We start from the raw sequence: 21,747 nt of genomic DNA, 5'->3' as shown, positions 1-21,747 counted from the left end.
AGCCAGAGTTCAGGATGTGGATAGACCGATGGCGATGATCGCCTGGACGATCTCATCCTTGGTCGCCTGCACCTCACCGGACAACCAGCTCGTCACCAGGTCGGTCGTGCCCGAGACCAGGATCCGGGTCGCCAGGTGGCGCTCCACCGCGGGGAGATCGGAAACCGGGAGCACGTGGTCGGCGACGAACTCGGTGTACTCGGTGATCGCTTGCGCGCGACGACGAGCGAGAACCGGGTGGCCGGCGCTCTCGGCGTACAGCCTGGCGCGGCGCTGGTCGCCGGACAGGACCTCGACGAGGGTTCGTACGACGGCCCGCGACCGCTCGGCGCGGTCGGAGAACTCGGCGAGGTCCTCGCCCATCCGGGACCGGATGTCGGCGAACAGGCGGTCGACGAGCTCGAGCAGGAACGCGTCGCGGTCCGTGAAGCTCTCGTAGAAGTACCGCTTGCCGAGCTCCGCCTGGGCGCAGACCGCCTCGATGGAGCAGCTGCCCACCCCGTCGCGTCCGATGACGACCAGGCCGGCGTCGAGCAGCGCCGCCCGCCGCTTGGCCGTGCGGTCCTCCGCGCTCACGCCTCCGTACGGCCTGCGCATGTCGGTCACTCGACCATCCTTGCGGCCGCCGTGGTCCCGCGGGGCCATTGACACCGTGAGCCCTCCCACCTAGTTTCTGTTACGGCACCGTAACAGAAAGGGTTCCGATGGCTTGCTGCATCGCGATCGCGTTCGTCTTCGGGGTGCTGCGCGCTGCCTGGTTCAAGGTCTCCGGGCGTACGCCGACCGAGGTCGGGTTCGCGCCACCGGCGTACCGGGCGGCTCCGGGGGTGGTCGAGAGCGCGTTGGTCGGCACGTCTCGGCAAGCTCGACGACCGGGGGCGGCTCGACGACCGGGGGCGGCTCGACGACCGGGGGCGGCTCGACGACCGGGGGCGGCGGTCGCGCGGGGTGTTGCGGTCGGGGTGCTCACCTACACCGCCGTGGTCGCTGCGCTGCTCACCTCCGGGTTGGCCGGCGCCACCGGGGCGTCCTGGCTCGTCCGGGACGTCGCACTGGTGCTCCTCGCGACGACCGCCCTGTCCGTCGCGCTCGCCCTGCACTCCCCCGAGCTGACCCACCGTCGCGTGACCGTGGCAGCGATCGGGGCGACCTGGGTCGAGCTGGGACTCCTCGACATGCACCTGCTCGGACTCTTCGAGTTCCCGCGCCACGCGGTCCTGCTCGACCTCGTGTTCCACGGCAGCGGGTTCGTCCTGCTCGCCCTCGCCGTCCCGTCCCTGTCCCGCCGTACCGATCGCCGGAAGGTCTTCGCATGACGCTCACCACCGAGGCCCGTACCCCGGCTCTCCTGCTGCCCGACCACCCTCCGCTGCAAGGACCGGCGACCCGGAGCGCGATGACGCGGACCGCGATCGCCTACCTCGTGCTGTGGTTGTGCGGGCTGGTCCCTCTCGCCGTCGGCGCGTCCGAGACTGCGCGCGCGGTCGGGCTCGGCCTCGCGCTCCCGGGCGGCGGACTCTTCTACGCAGGGCACCCCGTCTGGGGCGCGATCACGATCCTCGGCTTCGTCGTCGCGATCTTCCTGTGGTGGTCGATGGGCCCGATCGTGGCTCCTCCCCTGGTCTGGCTCGGGACTGCCGTGGTGCCGTTCGCCCTGACCGTCGGCGAGCCCGCTACGTCGACCGGGATCGCGGTCCTGGTGGTCGTCCCGGCGCTGGCAGCCGTCGGTCTCGCCGTGCACGCGGCCCGGCACCGCGCGCAGGTCCGCGAGGGCGCACGGCTCAACGCGCTGCTGCGCGACGTCAGCTTCTCCATCGGCGGGCGCCCCGACCTGGAGACCGGCTACCCCGTCGTCGAGCACGACGAGCGCGACCTCCGCCGGCTGCGGCACAGCCTCGACCTGGCACTGCAGCCGCTGGAGGCCTACGACGGCTTCACGCACATCGACCAGTTCCGCGAAGGTGCTTTGCGCTACCAGCTCAACGCGCTGGGCTACGGGCTGGCGATGTCGCAGTTCACCCGGACGCCTGCGTTCGGCGGCTACCTCGCCGAGGCGCAACGCAACGCCGTCGAGAAGGTGCTGCAGCGCAAGGTCTGGGGCTACTGGGGCCTGGAGAACGCGTGGGGCAACCTGCGGTTCGACCGCGACCCCGTGGCCAACGACGAGAACGTGATGCTCACCGGCTTCTACGGTCTGCAGGTCGGGATGTACTCGGTGCTCAACGACACCCGCTACTCCGAGCCCGGGTCGCTCACCTTCCAGTGGGACGAGAGGACCAACTACCCCTCCTCGCTGCCCGACCTGTCGGACTCGATCGCCCGCAACGTCGCCGGGTCGGCGTACAGCCTGTTCCCGTGCGAGCCGAACTGGATCTACACGATCTGCAACACCTTCGGCCTCAACACGGTCACCGTCGAGGGACAGCTACGTCCGAGCCCCGCCGCCGGTGAGGTTGCGACCCGGCTGCTTGCGGCCTACCAGCGCGAGTTCATGCGCCCCGACGGCAAGATCATCGGTGTCCGTTCGGGCCACCTCGGACTGTCCTGGAACTTCTGGGCGAGCCAGGCCGTGCAGCTCGCGACGACGTACTGGATGCACCCGGGACTGCCGGACCTCTCGCACCGTTCGTGGTGGTTGCTCCGCGAGAACTGGCTGCAGCTGTCCGGTGGTCGGATCACGACCCCGCGCGGTCTCGGCAGTCGGCTGGACCCGGGCAACTACAAGATCGGCTCGGACACCTTCACCCTCGCCGTGACCACGATGGCAGCGCGCGAGCTCGGCGACGAGGAGTACGCCGTCGCGGCCGAGGCCACCCTGGCCGACCGTGAGCGGATCGAGGTCGAGCACGGAGCCGAGCGGTACGCCGACGCCTCGGGCCTGGCCAACTCCTACCTCAACCTCGGCCTCTTCGGCCGGGCGAGCGGACTGCGCGACCTGGTCGCCTACGGGCCACCAACCGCCTGGGGCAGCGGCCCGCGGTTGGAGAACGCGGCCTACCCGGATGTGCTGGTGGCCCGCGCCGTCACGGACGGCACCGCTCTCGACCTGGTGCTGCGGCCAGGATCCGGAGCGGTGCGGACCGTGCTCGAGCTGTCCCGGTTGGTACCGGGACGCACGTACCTGCTCGAGGGCGCGGTCGAGGAGACGACCGTCGCGGACGCGCAGGGACGCGCCCTGGTCGAGGTCGCGCTGGAGGGGCGCACCGAGGTCCGGGGCCGGCCCCTGCCCTAGTCGACGGTGTACCGCGGACCGAGGTAGTAGGAGACGGCAAGCCACGGCTCGCCGACCGAGCCCGAGTAGCCGCCGACCTTGAGCACGACCTCCGCACCGTCGGTCAGGCGGAGGCGGACCTTGCTCGACCCGATCCTGCGGGTCGCGACGTGCACCGCTGCGACGTCGGACCACGCGTAGGCGATCGTGCGCGGGTCCGCCGCCAGGGTGGCAAGCGGAGTGCGCTCGAAGCGACGCGCCATCGCGTCCGTCGACCGACCGTAGTTGGCCTTGAACCCCCAGGTCAGCTGCTGCACCCAGCCGACCTTGGGCAGCAGCAGTCCGACGCCGGTGGCCACCAGGGCGCGGGTGCCGCGGTGGCTGACCGGCGCGATCACGCCGAGGGTCCCGTCGAGGGCTGGGCTCTCGACGACGGACAGCGGCGCATCGTCCGGTACGTCGAGCACCGCGTCGAGGTCGACGCCGTGCGCGACCGCCCACGCGCGGAACGGGGTGACGTCGTCGGACTCCGCGACCGTCCGCGCGGCGGACCACGGGTCGAGCGAGGTGCCGTCCTCAGCGGTGAGCTTCCACCCGCCCCCGGACCACGACAGCCGGAAGGTCGCAGCTCCCGCCCGGACCAGGTGGTCGGCCGTAGCGTCGCCGAGGATCCGCGCGGCCAGGGTGCTCTCCTGCTCCTTGGTCGCCCCGTCCCCGAGCCCGAGCGGTACGCCGGCGGCCAGGTTGGCGAGCGCCGCCCCGAGCGTCGGCGGCTCCCCGGCGAGGTCCGGGCGCGAGGCGAGGAAGGCCGAAGCGTGCACGACCTCGCGGACACCCTCGCGCTCGGCGAGGTCCTCCCACCGGGCCGGGCGACGTCCGGTCCCCGCGAACAGCTGCTCCTCGAAGCTCGCCAAGGTGCGACGGGCGTCCACGAGCAGGTCGAGCCCGGGGGCGGTGTCAGGAGCCACCGGCGGGACGTCGGCCGCCTCCATCACCGCGATGCGGTGGCGCAGCGGCGGGTGGGTGTCGTAGACCGAGGTCTCCGGCTCGGGGAGGTCGCCGCGGACCTGCTCCATCAGCTCGGCGGACGCAGGGTCAGCGATCAGCGCGGCGAAGCCGATGAACAGGTCGTCGGGGCGCTGGGAGTCCTCCTCGCCGAAGGCGACGTACGTCGTCACGAAGTAGTCCCAGGCGACGCCGAGCGCGGCCACCTGGCGCAGCGCCGACGTCGCCGCAGGCCTGCCCGCGATCCGGAGGCTGTACTCGTCGGCTTCCAGCTCCTGACGGCGGCTCGTGCTGTGCGAGGCCGCGTAGTACAGCTTCGCGTAGAGCCCGAGCAGACGGCCGAGCACCGTGGTGGGGCCGAGCTCGCGCAACACCCGGGCGATCGCCTCCTTGCCGCGGTAGGTGATCGGCCCGAGGGCGGTGTGCTTCCCGGAGTAGTGGCCGAGCTCGTGCGCCAGCACCGACCGGAGCTGCCCGCGGTCGAGCCCGAGCAGCAGCGGGACACCGACGTACAGCCGCCGGGTCCCGGGCACCAGACCGAGGAACGAGGAGTCCTCGGCGACCGCTGCGTTCACCTGGGCGACCAGACGGATCTCGTCGGGGACCCGGGTACCCACCTGGTCCGCGAGGCTGCGCACCTCCGCCCAGAGCACCGGCTGCTCGACCTCGGTGACGGCCGTCCCGTCCGGCTCGCCGTCGTTCTCCTTGGTACGGGAGAAGAGCCCCTTGAAGATCGCGAACCCGGCGACGGCTGCGACGGCGACCAGCTTCGCGACCACGGCGCCGTTCGCGCCCAGCGCGACCGCCTCCACCACCACCGCGACGAGGGCGACCGCCAGACCGACCGCGACGACGTAGAACCCGACCAGCAGGCCGACGGCGAGCAGGGCCCGCAACGTGTACTTCATGGTCTCCCCCGAGACGGGCCAGACGAACAGGAACAGATGACGAGCCGACGATGCTAGTCGTCGAGACCGTCCCGAATCAGGAGATTCGGGACAAATCTGGATCGCAGGCCGGCTCGGCGTCCGCCGCGGTGCACCTGACGTCGTACGTCGCGCCGGCTCCCGTAGGCTGACGGCTCGCCCGTGCTCCAGGAACCCGGTTCGAATCCGGGGCGGTTCCGCCACTGTGAAGTCCTTCCGCGACGTCGTCGCGAGGGGACCAAGCCAGACACTGCGCACGGGACATCCCACCGATCGACGGGGCGAGAACCCCGGAGGAGGAACCCCGCTACATGTCTGTTCGCATCGCCCTGTTGTCCACGTCCGACACGGACCTGCTCTCCGCCCGCGCGAGCGGCGCCGACTACGGGTGGTTGAACCCGAGCCGGGCCAGCGACGAGGAGCTCGCCGCGGCGGTCGCCGGCGCGGGCCTCGTCGTCGTCCGGTTGCTCGGCTCGGCGCACGACCTGTGGCCAGGTCTGGACGACGTCCGCGCCGCAGGCACTCCCCTGGTCATCCTCGGCGGCGAGCTGCAGCCGAGCGCCGAGCTGATGGAGCTGTCGACGGTGCCGATCGGTGTCGCCGCGCAGGCGCACCGCTACCTCGCCGAAGGCGGGCCGCGGAACCTGGGGCAGCTGCACGCGTTCCTGTCGGACACCGTGCTCCTGACCGGTGAGGGGTTCGAGCCGCCGGAGGTGATCCCGGCGTGGGGCGTGCTGGAGCGACCTGACCAGGTCTCGGCAAGCTCGACCACCGGAGACAGCTCGACCACCAGAGCAAGCTCGACCACCGGCGCCAAGGTGGGGGTGCTGTTCTACCGGGCGCACCAGGCCAGCGGGAACACCGGTTTCGTGCACGCGCTGTGCGACGCGATCGACGCCACCGGTTCGGCCGTTGGCGTCCCGATCTACGCGGGGTCGCTGCGGGCGGCGCCGGACGAGCTCTTCGTCGCGCTCGCCGAGCTCGATGCTCTGGTCGTCACGGTTCTCGCGGCCGGCGGCAGTACACCGGCTGCGGTCAGCGCCGGCGGGGACGACGAGACCTGGGACGTGCAGCGCATCGCGGCGCTCGACATCCCCGTCCTCCAGGGCCTGTGCCTGACCAGCAGCCGCGAGGAGTGGGAGGAGTCCGACGACGGCGTCACGCCGCTGGACTACGCGAACCAGATCGCGATCCCGGAGTTCGACGGCCGGATCAGCACGGCGCCGTTCTCGTTCAAGGAGCTCGACGAGCAGGGCTTGCCGTCGTACGTCGCCGACCCCGAGCGGTGCGCACGGGTCGCGGGCCTCGCGGTGAACTACGCGCGCTTGCGGCACGTGCCGAACAGCGAGAAGCGGCTGGCGCTGATGCTGAGCGCGTACCCGACCAAGCACGCCCGGATCGGCAACGCGGTCGGGCTGGACACGCCGGGCTCGACGGTCCGGTTGCTACGGAAGCTGCGGGACGCGGGGTACGACCTGGGCCAGGGCAACACGGTCCTCGACGTCCTCGCGATGGACGACGACACCGCGGCCGGGGACGCGCTGATCCACGCGCTGATCGCCGCGGGCGGGCAGGACGAGGAGTGGCTGACGAACGCTCAGCTCACCGATGCGCACGTCCGGGTCACGAAGGACCAGTACGACGCGTGGACCACCGACCTGACCGAGGACCTGCGCGCGGACATGGTGGAGGCATGGGGCCCGTCCCCCGGGTCGCTCTTCGTCAACGACGCGGACGAGATCGTGCTGGCCACGCTCCGGGCCGGCAACGTCGTGCTGATGATCCAGCCGCCCCGCGGCTTCGGCGAGAACCCGGTCGCGATCTACCACGACCCCGACCTGGCGATCAGCCACCACTACCTGGCGGCGTACCGGTGGCTCCAGCACGGCTTCGGTGCCCACGCGGTCGTCCACCTCGGCAAGCACGGCTCGATGGAGTGGTTGCCGGGCAAGAACGCAGCACTGTCGGCCTCCTGCGGCACCGACGCCGCAATCGGCAGCATGCCGTTGATCTACCCGTTCCTCGTCAACGACCCGGGCGAGGGCGCGCAGGCCAAGCGACGCGCACACGCGACGATCATCGACCACCTGGTCCCGCCGATGGCGCGCGCCGAGTCGTACGGCGACATCGCGCGGCTGGAGGGTCTGCTCGAGGAGTACGACAAGATCTCCGCGATGGACCCGGGCAAGCTCCAGGCCATCCGGGGCGAGATCTGGCAGCTGATGCACGCGGCCGAGATGCACCGCGACCTCGGTCTCGAGGAGCAGCCCGACGAGGAGTCGTTCGACGACTTCCTGCTGCACGTCGACGGCTGGTTGTGCGAGATCAAGGACGTCCAGATCCGTGACGGCCTGCACGTGCTCGGACAGGCTCCCGAGGGTGAGGCGCGGGTCAACCTGGTGCTCGCGATCCTGCGAGCGGCCCAGGTGTGGGGCGGTCAGGCACAGGCGGTGCCGGGGCTGCGCGCGGCGCTCGGGCTGGTCTCGGACGCAGCGACCCCCGAGGTCGACCGGGTGGAGGCGATCGCCCGCGACCTGGTCGAGTCGATGGAGAAGGCCGGCTGGGACCCGGCCCGCGCCGACGAGGTGCACGAGGACGCCGCCGTCCGCCAGGTGCTGCGGTTCGCCGCCACCGAGGTGGTCCCGCGGCTGGCCCGCACGACCGACGAGCTCGACCACACGCTGCACGCGCTGGACGGCGGGTTCGTCCCCTCCGGCCCGTCCGGATCCCCCCTGCGCGGTCTGGTCAACGTGCTGCCGACCGGACGGAACTTCTACACCGTCGACCCGCGTGCGGTCCCGTCGCGGCTCGCCTGGGAGACCGGTCAGGCGATGGCCGACTCGCTGCTCGGCAAGTACCTCGAGGAGGAGGGCAGCTACCCCGCGTCGGTCGGCCTGTCGGTCTGGGGCACCTCGGCCATGCGGACCTCGGGTGACGACGTCGCCGAGGTGCTCGCGCTGCTCGGCGTACGACCGGAGTGGGACGAGGCCTCCAAGCGCGTCCGCGAGCTCACCGTCGTCCCGCTGGCGGAGCTCGGTCGCCCCCGCATCGACGTGACGGTCCGCATCTCCGGCTTCTTCCGGGACGCGTTCCCGCACGTGGTGACCATGCTCGACGACGCCGTCCAGATGGTCGCGGAGCTCGACGAACCGGCCGAGCAGAACTTCGTCCGGGCGCACGCGCAGGCCGACCTCGCCGAGCACGGTGACGTCCGTCGTGCGACCATCCGGATCTTCGGCTCCAAGCCGGGTTCGTACGGCGCCGGGATCCTGCAGGCGGTCGAGTCCGGGTCGTGGCGCGACGACGCCGACCTCGCCGAGGTCTACACGGCCTGGGGCGGGTTCGCCTACGGCCGAGGCCTCGACGGCGCGCCGGCCAGCGAAGACATGCGCGCCAACTACCGGCGCATCAAGGTGGCCGCGAAGAACATCGACACCCGCGAGCACGACATCGCCGACAGCGACGACTACTTCCAGTACCACGGCGGCATGGTCGCCACGATCCGTGCGCTCACCGGCTCGGACCCCAAGGCGTACGTCGGCGACTCCACCTCGCCCGACGCCGTTCGCACCCGGACGCTGCAGGAGGAGACGAACCGGGTCTTCCGGGCCCGGGTGGTGAACCCCCGCTGGATCGCCGCGATGCAGCGACACGGGTACAAGGGAGCGTTCGAGCTCGCCGCCACGGTCGACTACCTGTTCGGCTTCGACGCGACCGCCGGCGTCGTGCACGACTGGATGTACGAGCAGCTCGCGAAGGACTACGTGCTCGACGAGACCAACCAGCAGTTCCTGCGGACCTCGAACCCGTGGGCGCTGCGCGGCATCGTCGAGCGGCTGCACGAGGCGGCCGAGCGTGGTCTGTGGGCCGAGCCGGACGCAGTCGTGATGAGCGCGCTGCAGCAGGTGTACCTGGAGGTCGAGGGTGACCTCGAGGACGGCATCTCGGGGTGATCGGCCGATGAAGGTCCGGATCGTCGGCATCGGGATGGGGCCGCAGCACGTCACCCCCGAGGCGGCCGCCGCGCTGCGGTCCGCGGACTACGTGGTCGCGGCGTCCAAGGGCGACGACGACGGGCTGCTCGCCGCACGCCGCGAGGTCGCAGCGGCGTACGGGCTCGAGGTCGTCGCGGTCGCCGACCCGGAGCGCGACCGCGCAGACCCGGCCGACTATCCCGGCGCCGTCGCGGACTGGCACGCGGCGCGGGTGGCGGCGTACGCCGAGGTCCTGGGGTCCCGCGGTGGCACGGCAGCGTTCCTGGTCTGGGGAGACCCGTCGCTCTACGACTCGACGATCCGGATCGTCGAGCAGCTCGCCGACCGGCTGCCGCTCACCTACGACGTCATTGCCGGGATCAGCGCCCCGCAGCTGCTCGCTGCCCGGCACCGGATCGTCCTGCACCCGGTCGGGCAGCCCGTCCACGTGACGACCGCGCGACGCCTGCCCGAGGCCGTGGCCACCGGTCAGCGGAACATCGCGGTGATGCTGACCGGAGCGCTGGACCTGGCCGGGCTCGAGGACTGGTCGATCTGGTGGGGCGCGAACCTGGGAACGCCGTCCGAGGCGCTCGTCGCCGGGACGGTGCGCGAGGTGCTCCCCGAGATCGAGGCGGCGCGGGTGCGCGCGAAGGCCGCGGCTGGTTGGGTGATGGACGTGTACCTCCTGAGAGCCGCCCCGTGACGCGTGCTGCCGGGCACTCGGTGATCGTCGTCCCGGTGCCCGAGCTCGACGAGGTCGTCCGCGAGCGCACCGCCTTCTACGACCCGTCCTTCGTCTCGACCGACCCGAGGTTCGTGCACGCGCACCTGACCGTGCTCGGTCCGTGGGTCGCGAAGCCGTCGATGGCGGACATGGCCCGGCTCGCCGCGATCGCGCGGGCGACGCCGGCGTTCGAGGTCGAGCTCGCCGAGATCGGCGAGTTCCCGGACGGACTGCTGTCGCTGCTCCCGGAGCCGGACACGTCGTTGCGGTCGCTGACCGCCTGGGTCGCCGCGGCGTTCCCGGACCACCCGCCGTACGGCGGGAAGTTCAAGGATCCCGTCCCGCACCTCACCCTCGACCAGCGCGGCGCGGACGTCACGCCGGAGTCGGTGCTGGCCCGGGTCGCTCACCTGCTCCCCCTGACGGTGACGGTCGACCGTCTCGACGTGCAGTGGTGGGAGAACGACGGCTGCCGGGTGCTCGGCTCGGTCCCGCTGGGTGAGCCCGCATGAGGGTGCTGCTGCTCGGGGGTACCGGCGAGGCCCGCGACCTCGCGGTCCGGCTCGTCGACACCGGGGTGTCGGTGACCAGCTCGCTGGCCGGCCGGGTCGCGCGACCGCAACTGCCCGTGGGCGAGGTCCGCACCGGCGGGTTCGGCGGCGTCGAGGGTCTGCGGGCCGCGGCACGCGAGTTCGACCTCGTCGTCGACGCGACCCACCCGTTCGCCGCCGGGATCAGCGCGAACGCGGCGGCCGCGTGCCCCGAGGTCCTACTCCGGCTGCAGCGTCCGGGTTGGGAGCCGGAGGCCGCCTGGGAGTACGTCGACACCCACGCCGAGGCGGCCCGGACGGCGGCGTCCTCCGAGCGCCCGTTGCTCACGATCGGTCGCCAGGCGCTGGCGGAGTTCGTCCCCGACCTCCGCGACCACGCTGTCCTGGCCCGGGTGGTCGACGAGCCCGACCAGGACCTGCCCGAGACCTGGGAGCTGCTCCGCGACCGCGGCCCGTACACCGTCGACGGCGAGCTCGCGCTGATGCGGCGGCACGGCACCGACGTACTCGTCACCAAGGACTCCGGGGGTGGGTTCACCCGGCCGAAGCTCGATGCCGCGGCAGCGGTCGGCGCCCGGGTCGTCGTCGTACGCCGCCCGCCGGCACCGGCCGGCGTCCGCACGGTCACCACCGTCGACGAGGTCGTCGCCTGGATCGAGGAGCAACGATGAGAGTCCTGGTCACGGGCGGGGTGCGGTCGGGCAAGTCCCGGCACGCCGAGTCGCTGCTGTCCGGCGCGGTCACCTACGTCGCTCCCGGGCCGACACCGGCCGAGGACAGCGACCCGGACTGGGCCGCGCGCATCGCCGCACACCAGGCGGCCCGGCCTGCGTCGTGGACTACCCTGGAGTCCCGCGACCTGGCCGCCGCCCTCGCCGTCGACGGCCCGGTGATCGTGGACTGCCTGGGGACGTGGTTGACCGCGGTCCTCGACGAGCGCGAGCTCTGGGACGCGCCGAGCGACGACGTCACGGCGATCGTGCTGGCGCTGCTCGGCGACGTCGTCCCGGTGCTGGAGGCGCGCGACGACGTGGTGCTGGTGACCAACGAGGTCGGCCTGGGCGTCGTACCCGAGCACCGGTCCGGGCGGCTGTTCCGGGACCTGCTCGGGACGGTCAACCAGGTCCTCGGCGCGGCGTGCGACGAGGTACACCTGGTCGTGGCCGGCCGGGTGCTCAAGCTCTGAGTGGTCGTGTGCCTGAGGACGCGCTATCGCGCGTCCTCAGGCACACGACTTGCTACAGGGAGGCGGCGAGCTCGCGGCGCTCGACGACGGCCCGGGTCTGGCTCTGCAGCCGGAGCAGCAGGCCCGTCAGCACCACGCCGATCACCGACCACATCGTGACCAGCGTGAGCAGCGAAGCGCGCCGGAAGTACCAGAGCTCGTCGGCCGGGAAGTCACCGATCTCGTTGACCGTCGCGAACAGCTGGCCGGCGACCACAACCACTACGAGGTAGCCGACGACACCGGCGACGACCGCGCCGTACGTGCCGAGCTGGGGCGCGACCCGGACGGTCAGGACCGTGGCAGCGACGGCAGCGACGAGCGACACCACCAGGAAGCCGAAGTACACGTCCGTGCGGTGCCCGATCGTCTCACCGTTGCCGACGGCCGGTGGGGTCGCCGGGTACTTGAGGAACGGCACCAGCGCGAAGGCGACGAAGCCGATGGCAGCGACCACCGCCGTGGATTGGCCGAGGGTCAGCCGCCCGAGCCGACCGGCGACACCGGCGGCGATCAGGGCGACCACGCCACCGAGGGCGATGCCCACGGTCAGCGACCCGGTCAGCAGGCCCCAGGTGCGCTGGTTGTGGCGGGAGACGGTCGTTCCCTCCTCCTCGCCCTCGTCGCCGTGGGAGTGCGTGTGACCGTCGGCTGCCGGAGCTTCGGCAGCACCCGCCTCCTCGAGGGCGATCGCCCTCTCGACGTGCGGTTCGCCGACCTGGTAGGCGACGAAGAAGGTGGCGAGCCCGGCGAGCAGGCCGGCCAGCAGTCCTCGGACGAGGAATGCGCGTGCGTTCATGGGTACATCCGTTCAGGAGGGCGCGCGGGAGCGCGCGGGGAGGCGTGAACCCGGGTAGGGGTCAGCGAGTGGGGTCGGTCATCGAGCAAGCCTGCGATGCAGCGGACTGCGCCCGGGTCACCCCGTCTCGACAGGCTCGACGACCGGGGGCGGACTGCGCCCGGGTCACCCCGTCTCGACAGGCTCGACGACCGGGGGCGGACTGCGCCCGGATCAGCCCGTCTCGACAGGCTCGACGACCGGGGCGGCCGACGACTGACCTGGTTCAGTGACCGGGTCGGTCAGCGGGACGTCTCAGTGGCAGGGGTAGCCGAGGAGGTGACGTCCGTCGTGGACCCACTCGTGGATCGCCGTACCCGACGGGATCGAGATGGCGCCCTGGTCGGCGCTCACGAAGAAGAGCACCAGCACCGCGAGAAGTCCGAAGAAGAGCGCCCACGGGGCGAGCTCACGGAGCGGGATGGTGGGAAGTTCGACTGCACCGGAAACCGGTGCCGCAGCAGACTGCGACATGTGTCCTCCTTCGGGGGTGCGTGCGCCCCCGGTCAATGGGTGGTGACAGGCATGAGGGTCTGGCTCCACCCCGACCGGGTCTCCTCGGAAGAGGTGTCACAGTAGCGCGACTGCGCCGGAATCCCACCGGCTTCCTCATGCATGCTTCGGTCCGAACTCTAGCGGTTTTCGCGGGCCGCGGGGCACTCCGAGACTCACGTCTCACGGGTCAGTCGGTTGCTCTCCAGCACGTGTCCGCCGGCGAGGTGCTCGGCCACGATCGCGGTCGCCGTTGCGGGGTCGACCGACCCGTACCAGACGTCGTCCGGCTGGACGCTGACGACGGGAGCCTGGTTGCACGGGAACTGGCAGCCGGTGTGCACGAGCAGGACGTCGTCGTCGCCCAAGTTGTGCTCCATGAGTGCGAGCACCATCGCCCGGACGGTCTCGTCGGACCCCTTCGCGGTGCACCGCGGGCCCCGGCAGACCATCACCTGGTGACGGTGCCCGGTGACGTCCTCCCAGGCGCTCGAGGTGAGTCCCGGTTCGTCCCCGGATATCGGCTTGGTCGCGGTGAGGACCTCGTCGATCCCGCCGAGGGTCGTGGTCAACCGGGTCGCGACGAGAACGGTCGGGCGTACGCCGGCGCGCTCGCGCCACCAGTAGGCCGCGATCCGTCGCAACCACGAGTGGGCGGGCGCGAGGATCCCGGTGTGCACGCCGACGAGGGTGATCGCGGTGGCACCGGCATCGGCGAGCCGGGTCAGCTCCGCCGACAGCGACGGGTCGCCGAGCTGCAGGAACGCCAGCGTGCCACCGCGCTCCTGGGCGGCGGCCGCGAGCAGGTCGCGTCGGTCGACGTCGCTGACCGACATGCCGACGAGTACCAGCGCCCTCACCGTCGCGCTCCGAGCACCGCCGCGACCAGGGCCGCACCCGCTCCGACCCGACGAGCCAGCCAGTTCGCCCGAACGACGTCACCGGGCTCCGGTGACCGTCCGCCCCCCATCACGGCACGTTCCTCGACGCGCGAGCCGTAGTACTGGTTGGTCCCGCCGAGCCTGATCCCGAGCGACCCGGCGAACGCGGCCTCGACGACTCCGGCGTTCGGGCTCGGGTGAGCTGCGGCGTCGCGACGCCAGGCGCCCCAGGCCACCCCGGCGCGCCCTGGATCCGCAGCCAGGGCCAGCAATCCCGACGTCCGCGAGCCCGGCAGGTTGAGCAGGTCGTCCAGCCGGGCCGAGGCCCAGCCGAAATTCTCGTAGCGGGCGTTGTGGTGCCCGACCATCGCGTCCAACGTGTTCGCGGCGCGGTACCCGAGGAGACCGGGTACGCCGGCGACGGCTCCCCAGACCAGCGGCGCCACCACGGCGTCCGAGGTGTTTTCCGCGATCGACTCGATCACCGCGCGGGAGACCTCGGAGGGGTCCAGGTGCTCGGTGTCGCGCCCGACCAGGTGGGTGAGCCGGACCCGCGCGCCCGGCAGGTCACCGGCCTCCAGAAGTCCGTGCACCGCGCTCGCCTCCCGCTCCAGCGAACGTCCGCCGAGCACGGCCCAGGTCGCAGCAGCGGTGACGAGCGTGTGCGCCCACGAAGGGCGCGAACCGCGTTCGGCAGCCACCCCGACCAGCACGGCCCCACCGACCAGCACGCCGGTGTAGGCGGCACCCCGCGCGCGGGAGTCGGCGTACAGGCGGCGCTCCAGGGCGAGCGCCGCGCTCCCGAAGCCGGCCACCGGGTGCCACCGCTGCGGATCGCCGAACATGCGGTCGGCGGCGTACCCGAGCAGGATGCCAGCGGCTCTCACACCAGCCCCAGCAGCAGGGCCGCGAGGGCGACCTCGATGCTCGCCCCGAACACGTCGCCGGTGACCCCGCCGAACCGGCGCACGGTCCGGGCGACCAGGATCAGCACGGCGACCAGCGCGAGCGCGACCGCAACGGCACCGCGCCACCAGTCCAGACCGATCCCGTGTCCGAGCGCGGCCACCACGGCGGCCGCGGCGACCCAGACCAGCGCCGCGCCCAACACCGGGATCGTCTGCGTGTAGACCAGCCCGAGGCCGTCGTCACGGGCGGCCGCGACACCCCTCGCGCAGCAGACGACCAGGGCCGCGCGGGAGAGGCAGACGAGCGCACCCGCGAGCACGGCTGCGCGCCAGGAGGGTGTGCCTGCGAGCAACGTCGCCAGGCAGGTTGCCTGGAGCGCGAGCACGAGGACGACGGCGACAACGCCCGCCGGCCCGGAGGTGCCCGACTTCATCACCTGGAGCGACCGCTCCCGGTCGTAGGAGGCGGCCAGTCCGTCGACGGTGTCGGAGAGCCCGTCGAGGTGGAAGGCGCGGTTGCCCAGGACGAGCGCTCCCAGCGCGACGACGGCGGTGACCAGCGACGGCCACTCGAGCTCGTGGCCCAGGAGTGCCACTCCCGCCACGGCGATGCCGAGCGGCAGCGCTGCCAGCGGCGCCAGCACCATCGCAGCCCCCGCGCGACGTCGGTCGACGGACACGGGCGGCTTCGTCGGGAACGCGGTCAGCGTCCCGAGCGCCAGCCGCCACGCGTCGAGCAGCACGAGGTCAGGCGCCCAGCTCGGAGAGCAGTGCCACGTCGCGAAGGACCGCTACCGCGCTCCGGATCACCGGCACGGCAGCCACGGCACCCGAGCCCTCGCCCAGACGCATGCCGAGGTCGAGGACCGGTTCGAGGCCGAGCTTCGCGAGCGCCAACGACTGGGCCGGCTCGGTCGAGCGGTGACCGGCGGCGAACCACGCGGCCGCACCCGGAGCGATCCGGTCCGCCGTCAGGGCGCAGGCGACACTCATCAGACCGTCGAGGAGCACCGGTACGCCGGCCGCAGCCGCTGCGACGAGGTACCCGGTGGTGGCCGCCAGGTCGGCACTGCCCAGAGCGGTCAGCGTCTCGACGGGATCAGCAGTCCGCTCACCGGCACGGTCCAGGGCTGCCTGGATGACACCGGTCTTGTGGGCCAGTGCCGCGTCGTCGATGCCGGTGCCCCGACCGACCACCTCCGAGGCCGGCAGCCCGAGCCCGGCGGCGACCATGGCCGAAGCAGGGGTCGTGTTGCCGATGCCCATGTCACCACTGATCAGCAGCTGCGCCCCCGCGGCGATCTCCTCGCGGGCGACGCGCGCGCCGGCATCGAGCGCGGCCCGGGTCTCCTCGGGGGTGAGCGCGTCCTCGAGGTGCAGTGCACCACTCCCCCGACGGACCTTGAACGCCTGCAGCGGAGCGCGGACCTTCTCGTCGAGGTCGGCGAAGTCCTCGTCGACGCCGAGGTCGAGGACCCGGACGGCGACACCGTGCGCGTTCGCGAGCGCGTTGACGCCCGCCTTACCGAGCAGGAACGTCCGGACCATCGCGCCGGTGATCGCCGACGGGAACGCCGAGACCCCGTGCGCCGCGACACCGTGATCGCCGGCGAAGATCACCAGCCGGATGCGGTCGACGGGCGCCGGCGGGACGACGCCCTGGCACGCGGCCGCCCACACGGCGAGGTCGCCGAGGCGACCCAGGGCTCCCGGTGGGGTCGCCAGCGAGGCGAGCCGTTCGGTTGCCTGGTCGCGGACGGTCGGGTCGGGCGTGCTGATCGCGGTCATCGGGATTCCTGTCGGGTCGGGTCGATCTGGTCGAGGGCGGCGAGAAGGCGGGACGTCAGGGGCGGCGGTCGGACGGCGATGCGGACCCAGGAGTCGTCGAGGCCGGGGAACGTGTCGGCCCGTCGTACGGCGACGCCGCGGGAGCGCAGCGCCTCCCGGGTCCCTGTCCCGGGCCGGGCGAGGACGTAGGAGGCCGACGAGGGCACGTGCTCGATGCCTCGTTCGGTCAGGGCGCGCTCGAGGTCCTCGCGCCAGCGCACCAGGTCCCGGGCCCGGGCACCGGCCTCAGGCTGGGCAGAGGGCGCGGCGCAGGCGACGGTCGCCGCGATCGCGGGGGTCGACACCGACCAGGGCGGCTGCAGGTCGGCGAGCTCCCGGACCAGGGTCGGGTCGCCGACCACGTAGCCCGCCCGGATGCCTGGGATCGCCCAGTGCTTGGTGAGGCTGCGGACGACGAGGAGACCGTCGAGCGCGACGCTCGCCACCGACTCGGCCTCGCCGGGCACCGCGTCCATGAAGGCCTCGTCGACCAGGACCACCCGGCCCGGGCGGAGCAGCGCGCGGATCGTCGTCGCCGGGTGCAGCACGCCGGTGGGGTTGCTCGGGTTGCCGAGGACGACGAGGTCCGCGGACTCGGGGATCGCGGCGGGATCGAGCCGGAAGCCGTCCTCGGGTCGGCAGTGCACGGCGGTCGTCTTGTGCCCGGCGGCTTCCAGAGCGGCCTGCGGCTCGGTGAACTGCGGGTGCACGACGACGGGGTCCGTCCAGTCGCGCAACCGCGCGACGAGGGTGAACGCCTCCGCGGCGCCGGCAGTCACCAGGACGTCGGCGACATCGCGGGCGTGGTGGGCGGCGACGGCGGCGCGCGCCGGGGTCGAGTCCGGGTAGGTGGTGGACTCGTCGACCGCCCGGTGCAGCGCACGGTCGAGCCAACCGGGGCGCGGGCCGGCGTGCACGTTGACCGCGAAGTCGAGGAGGTCCGGCGCGGTCTCCCGGTCGCCGTGGTGACGGAGGGGGTCGAGCACGGGTGGTTCGGGCGGGGGCGTCTCGGCAAGCTCGACGACCGGGGGCGGCTCGACGACCGAGGGCGGCTCGACGACCGGGGACGTCTCGACGACCGGGGGCGTCTCGGCAAGCTCGACGACCGGGAGGTGCGCGGGCTCGACGACCGAGGGTGCTTCGGCGACCGGGGCCCCGTGCACCGCGTCCGCGAAGCGTTGCGCGAGCTGCGGGTGGCCGGCCCAATGCACGTGCAGGTACGACGCGTGCAGGGTTGCGCTCGCAAAACCGGTCGGCTCCCCCTCGATCGACCACGCCGGCGACTCCCCTGCCGTCGGGGTGGTCCGGGTCCGATGGAACTCGTGCCCGGTGACGACCTCGCCGGCACGGGTCAGCAACGAGTCCGCGACAGCCGTGGCCTCGGGGTAGCGCAGAACCAGCCGCTCAGCCATCGCGGCATCGGCGCGCACCGCCCCGGCCATGGCGACGCCGTCGAGGGTGTCACCGAGGTAGAGCAGACCCGCGCACTCGGCGACGGTCGGGGTGCCCGCGTCGACCGCTCGTCGCAGGTCGGCGAGCAGAGCGGTGTTGGCGGCGAGGTCGGCGGCGTACACCTCGGGGAAGCCACCGCCCAGGTAGATCCCGCGGGTGCCCGCCGGGAGCGCCGTGTCGGTGAGCGGATCGAAGGTGACGACCTCGCAGCCGGCCGCGGTCAGCAGCTCGGTCGTCTCGGCGTACGCGAAGGTGAAGGCGCGTCCACCGGCGACGGCGACGACCGGGCGGTCGGTCCCGCGCGCCGTGACGACGGCCGCGGGGTCCCACGGCGACGCGTCGAGGGCGGGCGCCGCATGCGCGACCTCGAGCAGCGCGTCCAGGTCGAGGTGCCGCGCGACCTGCTCCCCGAGGTGCTCGATCAGCTCGGCGGCGGTCGCGCGCTCGGCGGCCGGGACCAGACCGAGGTGCCGCGACGGGGTGACCAGCCGCTCGTCGTTCGGCAGCCTGCCGAGCACCGGGACGCCTGCCTGCTCGACGGCGCGGGTGATCTCGGCGGTGTTGCGCTCGGACCCGACCCGGTTCAGCACGACCCCGGCCACCGCGACGTCGCGGTCGAACGCGACCATCCCGGCGACGATGGCACCGGCGGACCGCGACAGCCGGGCGACGTCGACGACGAGCACCACGGGCGAGCCGGTCAGGGTCGCGACGTGCGCGGTCGAGGCGTACCCGTCGGTGCCGAGGCGGCCGTCGTACAGACCCATGACACCTTCGATGACGACGATGTCGGCGGACCGCGGAACCTGGGAGCCGTGCAGCAGCAGCGGCACGACCAGGTCCTCCCCGAGCAGGTGCGGGTCGAGGTTGCGACCCGGTCGTCCGGTCGCGAGGGCGTGGTAGCCGGGGTCGATGTAGTCCGGACCGACCTTGTGACCGCTGACCTCGAGACCGCGACCGCGCAGGGCAGCCATCAACCCGGTCGCGACCGTCGTCTTGCCCTGGCCCGTGGACGGCGCAGCCACGACGAGCCGCGGCAGAGCGGTCACCACTCGATGCCCTTCTGACCCTTCTGACCGACGTCCATCGGGTGCTTGACCTTGGTCATCTCGGTGACCAGGTCGGCGATCTCGACGATCTCGGGAAGCGCGTTGCGCCCGGTGATGACCACGTGCTGGAAGCCGGGTCGCTGTGCCAGCGTCTCGACGACGTCCGCGACGTCGAGCCAGCCCCACGTCAGCGGGTAGGTGAACTCGTCGAGGATCAGCAGGTCGTGCTCCTCGGTCGCGAGCCGCCGCTTGATCTCGGCCCACCCCTCGACCGCGGCCGCCTGGTGGTCCTCGGCGTCCCCCTGCTTGCGGGTCCAGGACCAGCCGGAGCCCATCTTGTTCCAGGCGACGGGCCCGCCCTCGCCCGTCTCCTCGTGCAGCCGACCGAGCCGCTCGAGGACGGTCTGCTCCCCGATCCGCCACTTGGCGGACTTCACGAACTGGAAGACGCCGATGTTCCAACCCTGGTTCCAACCGCGGATCGCGAGGCCGAACGCTGCCGTCGACTTCCCCTTGCCGTCGCCGGTGTGCAGGGCGAGCAGAGGTCGGTTGCGGCGTTGCCTCGTGCTCAGCCCGTCGTCGGGGACGGTGAGCGGCTTCCCCTGAGGCATCAGGCTGCCCCCGCCGACGGACGGGTGCGGGTGCGTACGGCGTCGCTGAGCGCGGTCGCGCTGACGTCGGTCACGCTGAGGTGCTCGGCACGCAGCAGCACCGCGAGGTCGCGCGCGAGCCCGAACCGCAGCGGGCCGCTCTCGCTGTCGACCACGACGGTGGTGACGCCGAGCCCGGCGACGTGCTCGGCGGCCCGGCGCGACCGGGCGACCGCATCCGTGCCGCCGGTCGCGCGACCGTCGGTCACCAGCACCAGCAACGGGCGCAGCCGCGGGTCGCGCAGACGTTCGCGGGAGAGCACCTTCGCGGCCTCGAGGAGACCCTCGGCGAGGGGGGTCCGCCCGCCGGCCGGGAGCTCGTCGAGCCGTACGGCGGCGATGTCGACCGAGTGCGTGGGCGGCAGCGCCACCTCCGCCTGGTTGCCGCGGAACGTGACCAGCCCGACCTTGTCGCGGCGGCGGTAGGCGTCCAGGAGCAGCGAGAGGATCGCGGTCTTCACCTGGGTCATCCGCTTGCGCGCCGCCATCGAACCGGATGCGTCGACGCAGAAGAGGACCAGGTTCGCCTCGCGTCCTTCGCGGACGGCGACGCGCAGATCCTCGGACCGCAGCTGGACCTTGCCGGAGGTGCGACCGCGGGCAGGCTGCTTCCCCGCCGCGGCCAGCAGGGTCTCGATCAGGTGCAGCGAGCCGGTCGGGCCGTCGGGACGCTTGGCGCCGACGCGGCGGCCGGTCGACGCGAGCGCACGGCTTCGACGGCCGGCGTCGCCCTCGCCGAGACCGGCGACCCGCAGGTGCTTGGTGCGGTACGCCGCCGCGGCGGAGACGGTGCTCTCGATCCCCCCGGTTGATTGAGGTGCGTCCGCGCTAGCGTCGTCGGTTGGTTGAGGTGCGTTCGCGCTAGCGGGCGCCTCGAAATCCTGGTGCCCGTCACCGTCGTCCGCGCCACTCTCCGCCGCACCCTCGGACGCTGGCGCCTCGACCTGCTCCTCGAGCCCGTGCGGGTCGTCGTCCGGCGGCAGCTCGTCGCCCAGCAGCTGGTCCAGCAGCTCCTCGTCCAGGCCGAGCGGGTCGAACGGGTTGCGTCGACGTCGGTGCGGGAGCGCGAGCAGGGCGGCCCGTCGGATGTCAGCGCGCGTGACCTCGTCACGGCCCTCCCAGGCGGCGTGCGCGACAGCGGCACGGGCCATCACGATGTCGGCGCGCAGGCCGTCGACCTCGAAGGCGGCGCACACCTCGGCGATCTTGAGCAGCGCACCCTCGCCCAGATCGACCTTGTCGATCCGTCGGCGTGCGTCCTCGAGGCGCTCGGTGAGCGCGGCGTCCTCGGCGGCGTACCGGGCGGCGAAGGCGGCGGGGTCGGCGTCGTACGCCATCCGCCGTCGGACGACCTCGGCACGCAGGCGCGGGTCACGGGGCGCGGCGACCTCGACGCTCAGGCCGAACCGGTCCAGCAGCTGCGGTCGGAGCTCGCCCTCCTCCGGGTTCATGGTGCCGATGAGCACGAACCGGGCCGCGTGCTCGACCGAGACGCCGTCCCGCTCGACGGTGACGTTGCCCATGGCCGCGGCGTCGAGCAGCAGGTCGACCAGGTGGTCGTGCAGCAGGTTGACCTCGTCGACGTACAGGATGCCGCGGTGCGCGCGGCCGAGCAGTCCGGGCTCGTACTCGACCTTGCCGTGCGAGAGCGCTCGTTCGAGGTGCAGGGAACCCAGGACGCGGTCCTCGGTCGCGCCGACCGGGAGCTCGACGAGACGGACCGCGCGGGTGAGCACCTCGGCGTCCTCGTCGAACGGGCCGTCCGGGGAGACCGCGGCCGGGTCGGCCGGGTCGACCGAGAACCGGTCGCCGGCGTACACGTCGATCGGCGGCAGCACGGCGGCGAGCGCGCGGACGGCCGTGGACTTGGCGGTGCCCTTCTCGCCGCGGACCAGGACGCCGCCGATCTCCGGCGCGATGGTGGTCAGCACCAGCGAGAGACCCATGTCGTCCAGGGCGTCGGTCTCGCAGCCGAGGACGGCCGAAAAGGGGTACTGCTGTGGCATGGAGGCTCCCGCTCGCGATTGCTCA

General features: G+C 72.6%; 18 protein-coding genes and 1 riboswitch. Of the genes, 7 read left to right on the top strand and 11 right to left on the bottom strand.

The genetic code is table 11. The features are described 5' to 3' along the window. Nucleotides 1-9: 9 nt before the first annotated feature. On the bottom strand, nt 10-606 hold the full coding sequence (locus tag ABIE44_RS17260; protein WP_209714652.1) for a TetR/AcrR family transcriptional regulator: 597 nt from the start codon (nt 604-606) through the stop codon (nt 10-12). Between the two features lie 98 nt (nt 607-704). Here ABIE44_RS17260 and ABIE44_RS17255 point away from each other — a divergent pair, with 98 nt between their 5' ends. Both ABIE44_RS17255 and ABIE44_RS17250 read left to right on the top strand, forming a co-directional pair. Then, nucleotides 705-1,316: a hypothetical protein gene (locus ABIE44_RS17255; RefSeq protein WP_209714654.1), complete on the top strand. Its 612-nt coding sequence runs from the start codon at nt 705-707 to the stop codon at nt 1,314-1,316. Then, nucleotides 1,313-3,232 (top strand): linalool dehydratase/isomerase domain-containing protein, encoded by a 1,920-nt coding sequence (locus ABIE44_RS17250; RefSeq protein WP_209714656.1) that lies wholly within the window; start codon nt 1,313-1,315, stop codon nt 3,230-3,232. Before ABIE44_RS17255 ends, ABIE44_RS17250 begins: the two co-directional genes overlap by 4 nt. Here the strand turns inward: ABIE44_RS17250 and ABIE44_RS17245 are convergent. After that, nucleotides 3,229-5,124: a M48 family metalloprotease gene (locus ABIE44_RS17245; RefSeq protein WP_209714658.1), complete on the bottom strand. Its 1,896-nt coding sequence runs from the start codon at nt 5,122-5,124 to the stop codon at nt 3,229-3,231. The two genes, ABIE44_RS17250 and ABIE44_RS17245, sit on opposite strands and share 4 nt — an antisense overlap. 186 nt (nt 5,125-5,310) lie before the next feature. Beyond that, nucleotides 5,311-5,395: riboswitch (cobalamin riboswitch) on the top strand. Nucleotides 5,396-5,453: 58 nt separating this feature from the next. On the opposite strand from ABIE44_RS17245, the gene cobN reads away from it, so the two are divergent. Genes cobN through ABIE44_RS17220 form a run of 5 tightly spaced genes read left to right on the top strand, consistent with a single transcriptional unit; the run spans nt 5,454 to nt 11,580 of the window. Further along, entirely contained in the window at nt 5,454-9,095 is a 3,642-nt protein-coding gene (gene cobN / locus ABIE44_RS17240; RefSeq protein WP_209714660.1) for a cobaltochelatase subunit CobN, read from the top strand. A 7-nt stretch (nt 9,096-9,102) separates the two neighbouring features. After that, nucleotides 9,103-9,822, top strand: coding sequence for a precorrin-6A synthase (deacetylating) (gene cobF, locus ABIE44_RS17235; protein ID WP_209714661.1), 720 nt, complete (start codon nt 9,103-9,105; stop codon nt 9,820-9,822). After that, nucleotides 9,819-10,355, top strand: coding sequence for a 2'-5' RNA ligase family protein (locus tag ABIE44_RS17230; RefSeq protein ID WP_209714664.1), 537 nt, complete (start codon nt 9,819-9,821; stop codon nt 10,353-10,355). The genes cobF and ABIE44_RS17230 overlap by 4 nt, the downstream gene beginning before the upstream one ends. Continuing rightward, nucleotides 10,352-11,065 carry a cobalt-precorrin-6A reductase gene (locus tag ABIE44_RS17225; RefSeq protein ID WP_209714665.1) on the top strand — a complete coding sequence of 238 codons (714 nt, stop codon included), beginning with the start codon at nt 10,352-10,354 and terminating at the stop codon, nt 11,063-11,065. The genes ABIE44_RS17230 and ABIE44_RS17225 overlap by 4 nt, the downstream gene beginning before the upstream one ends. Beyond that, the gene (locus ABIE44_RS17220) at nt 11,062-11,580 is read left to right on the top strand and encodes a bifunctional adenosylcobinamide kinase/adenosylcobinamide-phosphate guanylyltransferase (protein WP_209714667.1); all 519 of its coding nucleotides are present in this window, start codon (nt 11,062-11,064) and stop codon (nt 11,578-11,580) included. Before ABIE44_RS17225 ends, ABIE44_RS17220 begins: the two co-directional genes overlap by 4 nt. Before the next feature lie 52 nt (nt 11,581-11,632). Here ABIE44_RS17220 and ABIE44_RS17215 read toward each other — a convergent pair whose 3' ends face one another. The 9 genes from ABIE44_RS17215 to ABIE44_RS17175 form a co-directional block, all read right to left on the bottom strand. Beyond that, nucleotides 11,633-12,418, bottom strand: a complete 786-nt coding sequence (locus ABIE44_RS17215; protein ID WP_209714669.1) for a CbtA family protein — start codon at nt 12,416-12,418, stop codon at nt 11,633-11,635. A 294-nt stretch (nt 12,419-12,712) separates the two neighbouring features. Continuing rightward, complete coding sequence (locus ABIE44_RS17210) at nt 12,713-12,931, bottom strand: CbtB domain-containing protein (RefSeq protein WP_209714672.1); 219 nt, start codon at nt 12,929-12,931, stop codon at nt 12,713-12,715. Nucleotides 12,932-13,125: 194 nt separating this feature from the next. Continuing rightward, on the bottom strand, nt 13,126-13,809 hold the full coding sequence (locus ABIE44_RS17205) for a (2Fe-2S) ferredoxin domain-containing protein (protein WP_354438235.1): 684 nt from the start codon (nt 13,807-13,809) through the stop codon (nt 13,126-13,128). After that, entirely contained in the window at nt 13,806-14,717 is a 912-nt protein-coding gene (locus ABIE44_RS17200; RefSeq protein WP_354438234.1) for a cobalamin biosynthesis protein, read from the bottom strand. Before ABIE44_RS17200 ends, ABIE44_RS17205 begins: the two co-directional genes overlap by 4 nt. Next, nucleotides 14,714-15,481 (bottom strand): adenosylcobinamide-GDP ribazoletransferase, encoded by a 768-nt coding sequence (locus tag ABIE44_RS17195; protein WP_354438233.1) that lies wholly within the window; start codon nt 15,479-15,481, stop codon nt 14,714-14,716. Before ABIE44_RS17195 ends, ABIE44_RS17200 begins: the two co-directional genes overlap by 4 nt. 4 nt (nt 15,482-15,485) lie before the next feature. After that, a complete protein-coding gene (cobT, locus tag ABIE44_RS17190; RefSeq protein ID WP_209714673.1) occupies nt 15,486-16,526 on the bottom strand; it encodes a nicotinate-nucleotide--dimethylbenzimidazole phosphoribosyltransferase in 1,041 nt (346 codons plus the stop codon). Continuing rightward, a complete protein-coding gene (gene cobBC, locus ABIE44_RS17185; protein ID WP_354438231.1) occupies nt 16,523-19,066 on the bottom strand; it encodes a bifunctional hydrogenobyrinic acid a,c-diamide synthase/histidinol phosphate aminotransferase CobBC in 2,544 nt (847 codons plus the stop codon). The genes cobT and cobBC overlap by 4 nt, the downstream gene beginning before the upstream one ends. Further along, nucleotides 19,063-19,677, bottom strand: a complete 615-nt coding sequence (gene cobO / locus ABIE44_RS17180; RefSeq protein WP_209714675.1) for a cob(I)yrinic acid a,c-diamide adenosyltransferase — start codon at nt 19,675-19,677, stop codon at nt 19,063-19,065. The genes cobBC and cobO overlap by 4 nt, the downstream gene beginning before the upstream one ends. Continuing rightward, nucleotides 19,677-21,722 (bottom strand): VWA domain-containing protein, encoded by a 2,046-nt coding sequence (locus ABIE44_RS17175; protein ID WP_354438230.1) that lies wholly within the window; start codon nt 21,720-21,722, stop codon nt 19,677-19,679. The genes cobO and ABIE44_RS17175 overlap by 1 nt, the downstream gene beginning before the upstream one ends. Nucleotides 21,723-21,747 lie beyond the last annotated feature (25 nt).

The sequence above is a fragment of the Marmoricola sp. OAE513 genome (assembly GCF_040546585.1).
Lineage (GTDB): Bacteria > Actinomycetota > Actinomycetes > Propionibacteriales > Nocardioidaceae > Marmoricola.
Note: the sequence above shows the minus strand (reverse complement) of the source record. Positions and strands in the feature narration are given on the sequence as shown.

Bases quoted from the DNA above. Each gene is read 5' to 3' on its own strand.
- ABIE44_RS17255 (WP_209714654.1), top strand. From the start codon at position 705: ATGGCTTGCTGCATCGCGATCGCGTTCGTCTTCGGGGTGCTGCGCGCT.
- ABIE44_RS17250 (WP_209714656.1), top strand. From the start codon at position 1,313: ATGACGCTCACCACCGAGGCCCGTACCCCGGCTCTCCTGCTGCCCGAC.
- ABIE44_RS17245 (WP_209714658.1), bottom strand. From the start codon at position 5,124: ATGAAGTACACGTTGCGGGCCCTGCTCGCCGTCGGCCTGCTGGTCGGG.
- cobN (WP_209714660.1), top strand. From the start codon at position 5,454: ATGTCTGTTCGCATCGCCCTGTTGTCCACGTCCGACACGGACCTGCTC.
- cobF (WP_209714661.1), top strand. From the start codon at position 9,103: ATGAAGGTCCGGATCGTCGGCATCGGGATGGGGCCGCAGCACGTCACC.
- ABIE44_RS17225 (WP_209714665.1), top strand. From the start codon at position 10,352: ATGAGGGTGCTGCTGCTCGGGGGTACCGGCGAGGCCCGCGACCTCGCG.
- ABIE44_RS17220 (WP_209714667.1), top strand. From the start codon at position 11,062: ATGAGAGTCCTGGTCACGGGCGGGGTGCGGTCGGGCAAGTCCCGGCAC.
- ABIE44_RS17215 (WP_209714669.1), bottom strand. From the start codon at position 12,418: ATGAACGCACGCGCATTCCTCGTCCGAGGACTGCTGGCCGGCCTGCTC.
- ABIE44_RS17210 (WP_209714672.1), bottom strand. From the start codon at position 12,931: ATGTCGCAGTCTGCTGCGGCACCGGTTTCCGGTGCAGTCGAACTTCCC.
- cobT (WP_209714673.1), bottom strand. From the start codon at position 16,526: ATGACCGCGATCAGCACGCCCGACCCGACCGTCCGCGACCAGGCAACC.
- cobO (WP_209714675.1), bottom strand. From the start codon at position 19,677: ATGCCTCAGGGGAAGCCGCTCACCGTCCCCGACGACGGGCTGAGCACG.
- ABIE44_RS17175 (WP_354438230.1), bottom strand. From the start codon at position 21,722: ATGCCACAGCAGTACCCCTTTTCGGCCGTCCTCGGCTGCGAGACCGAC.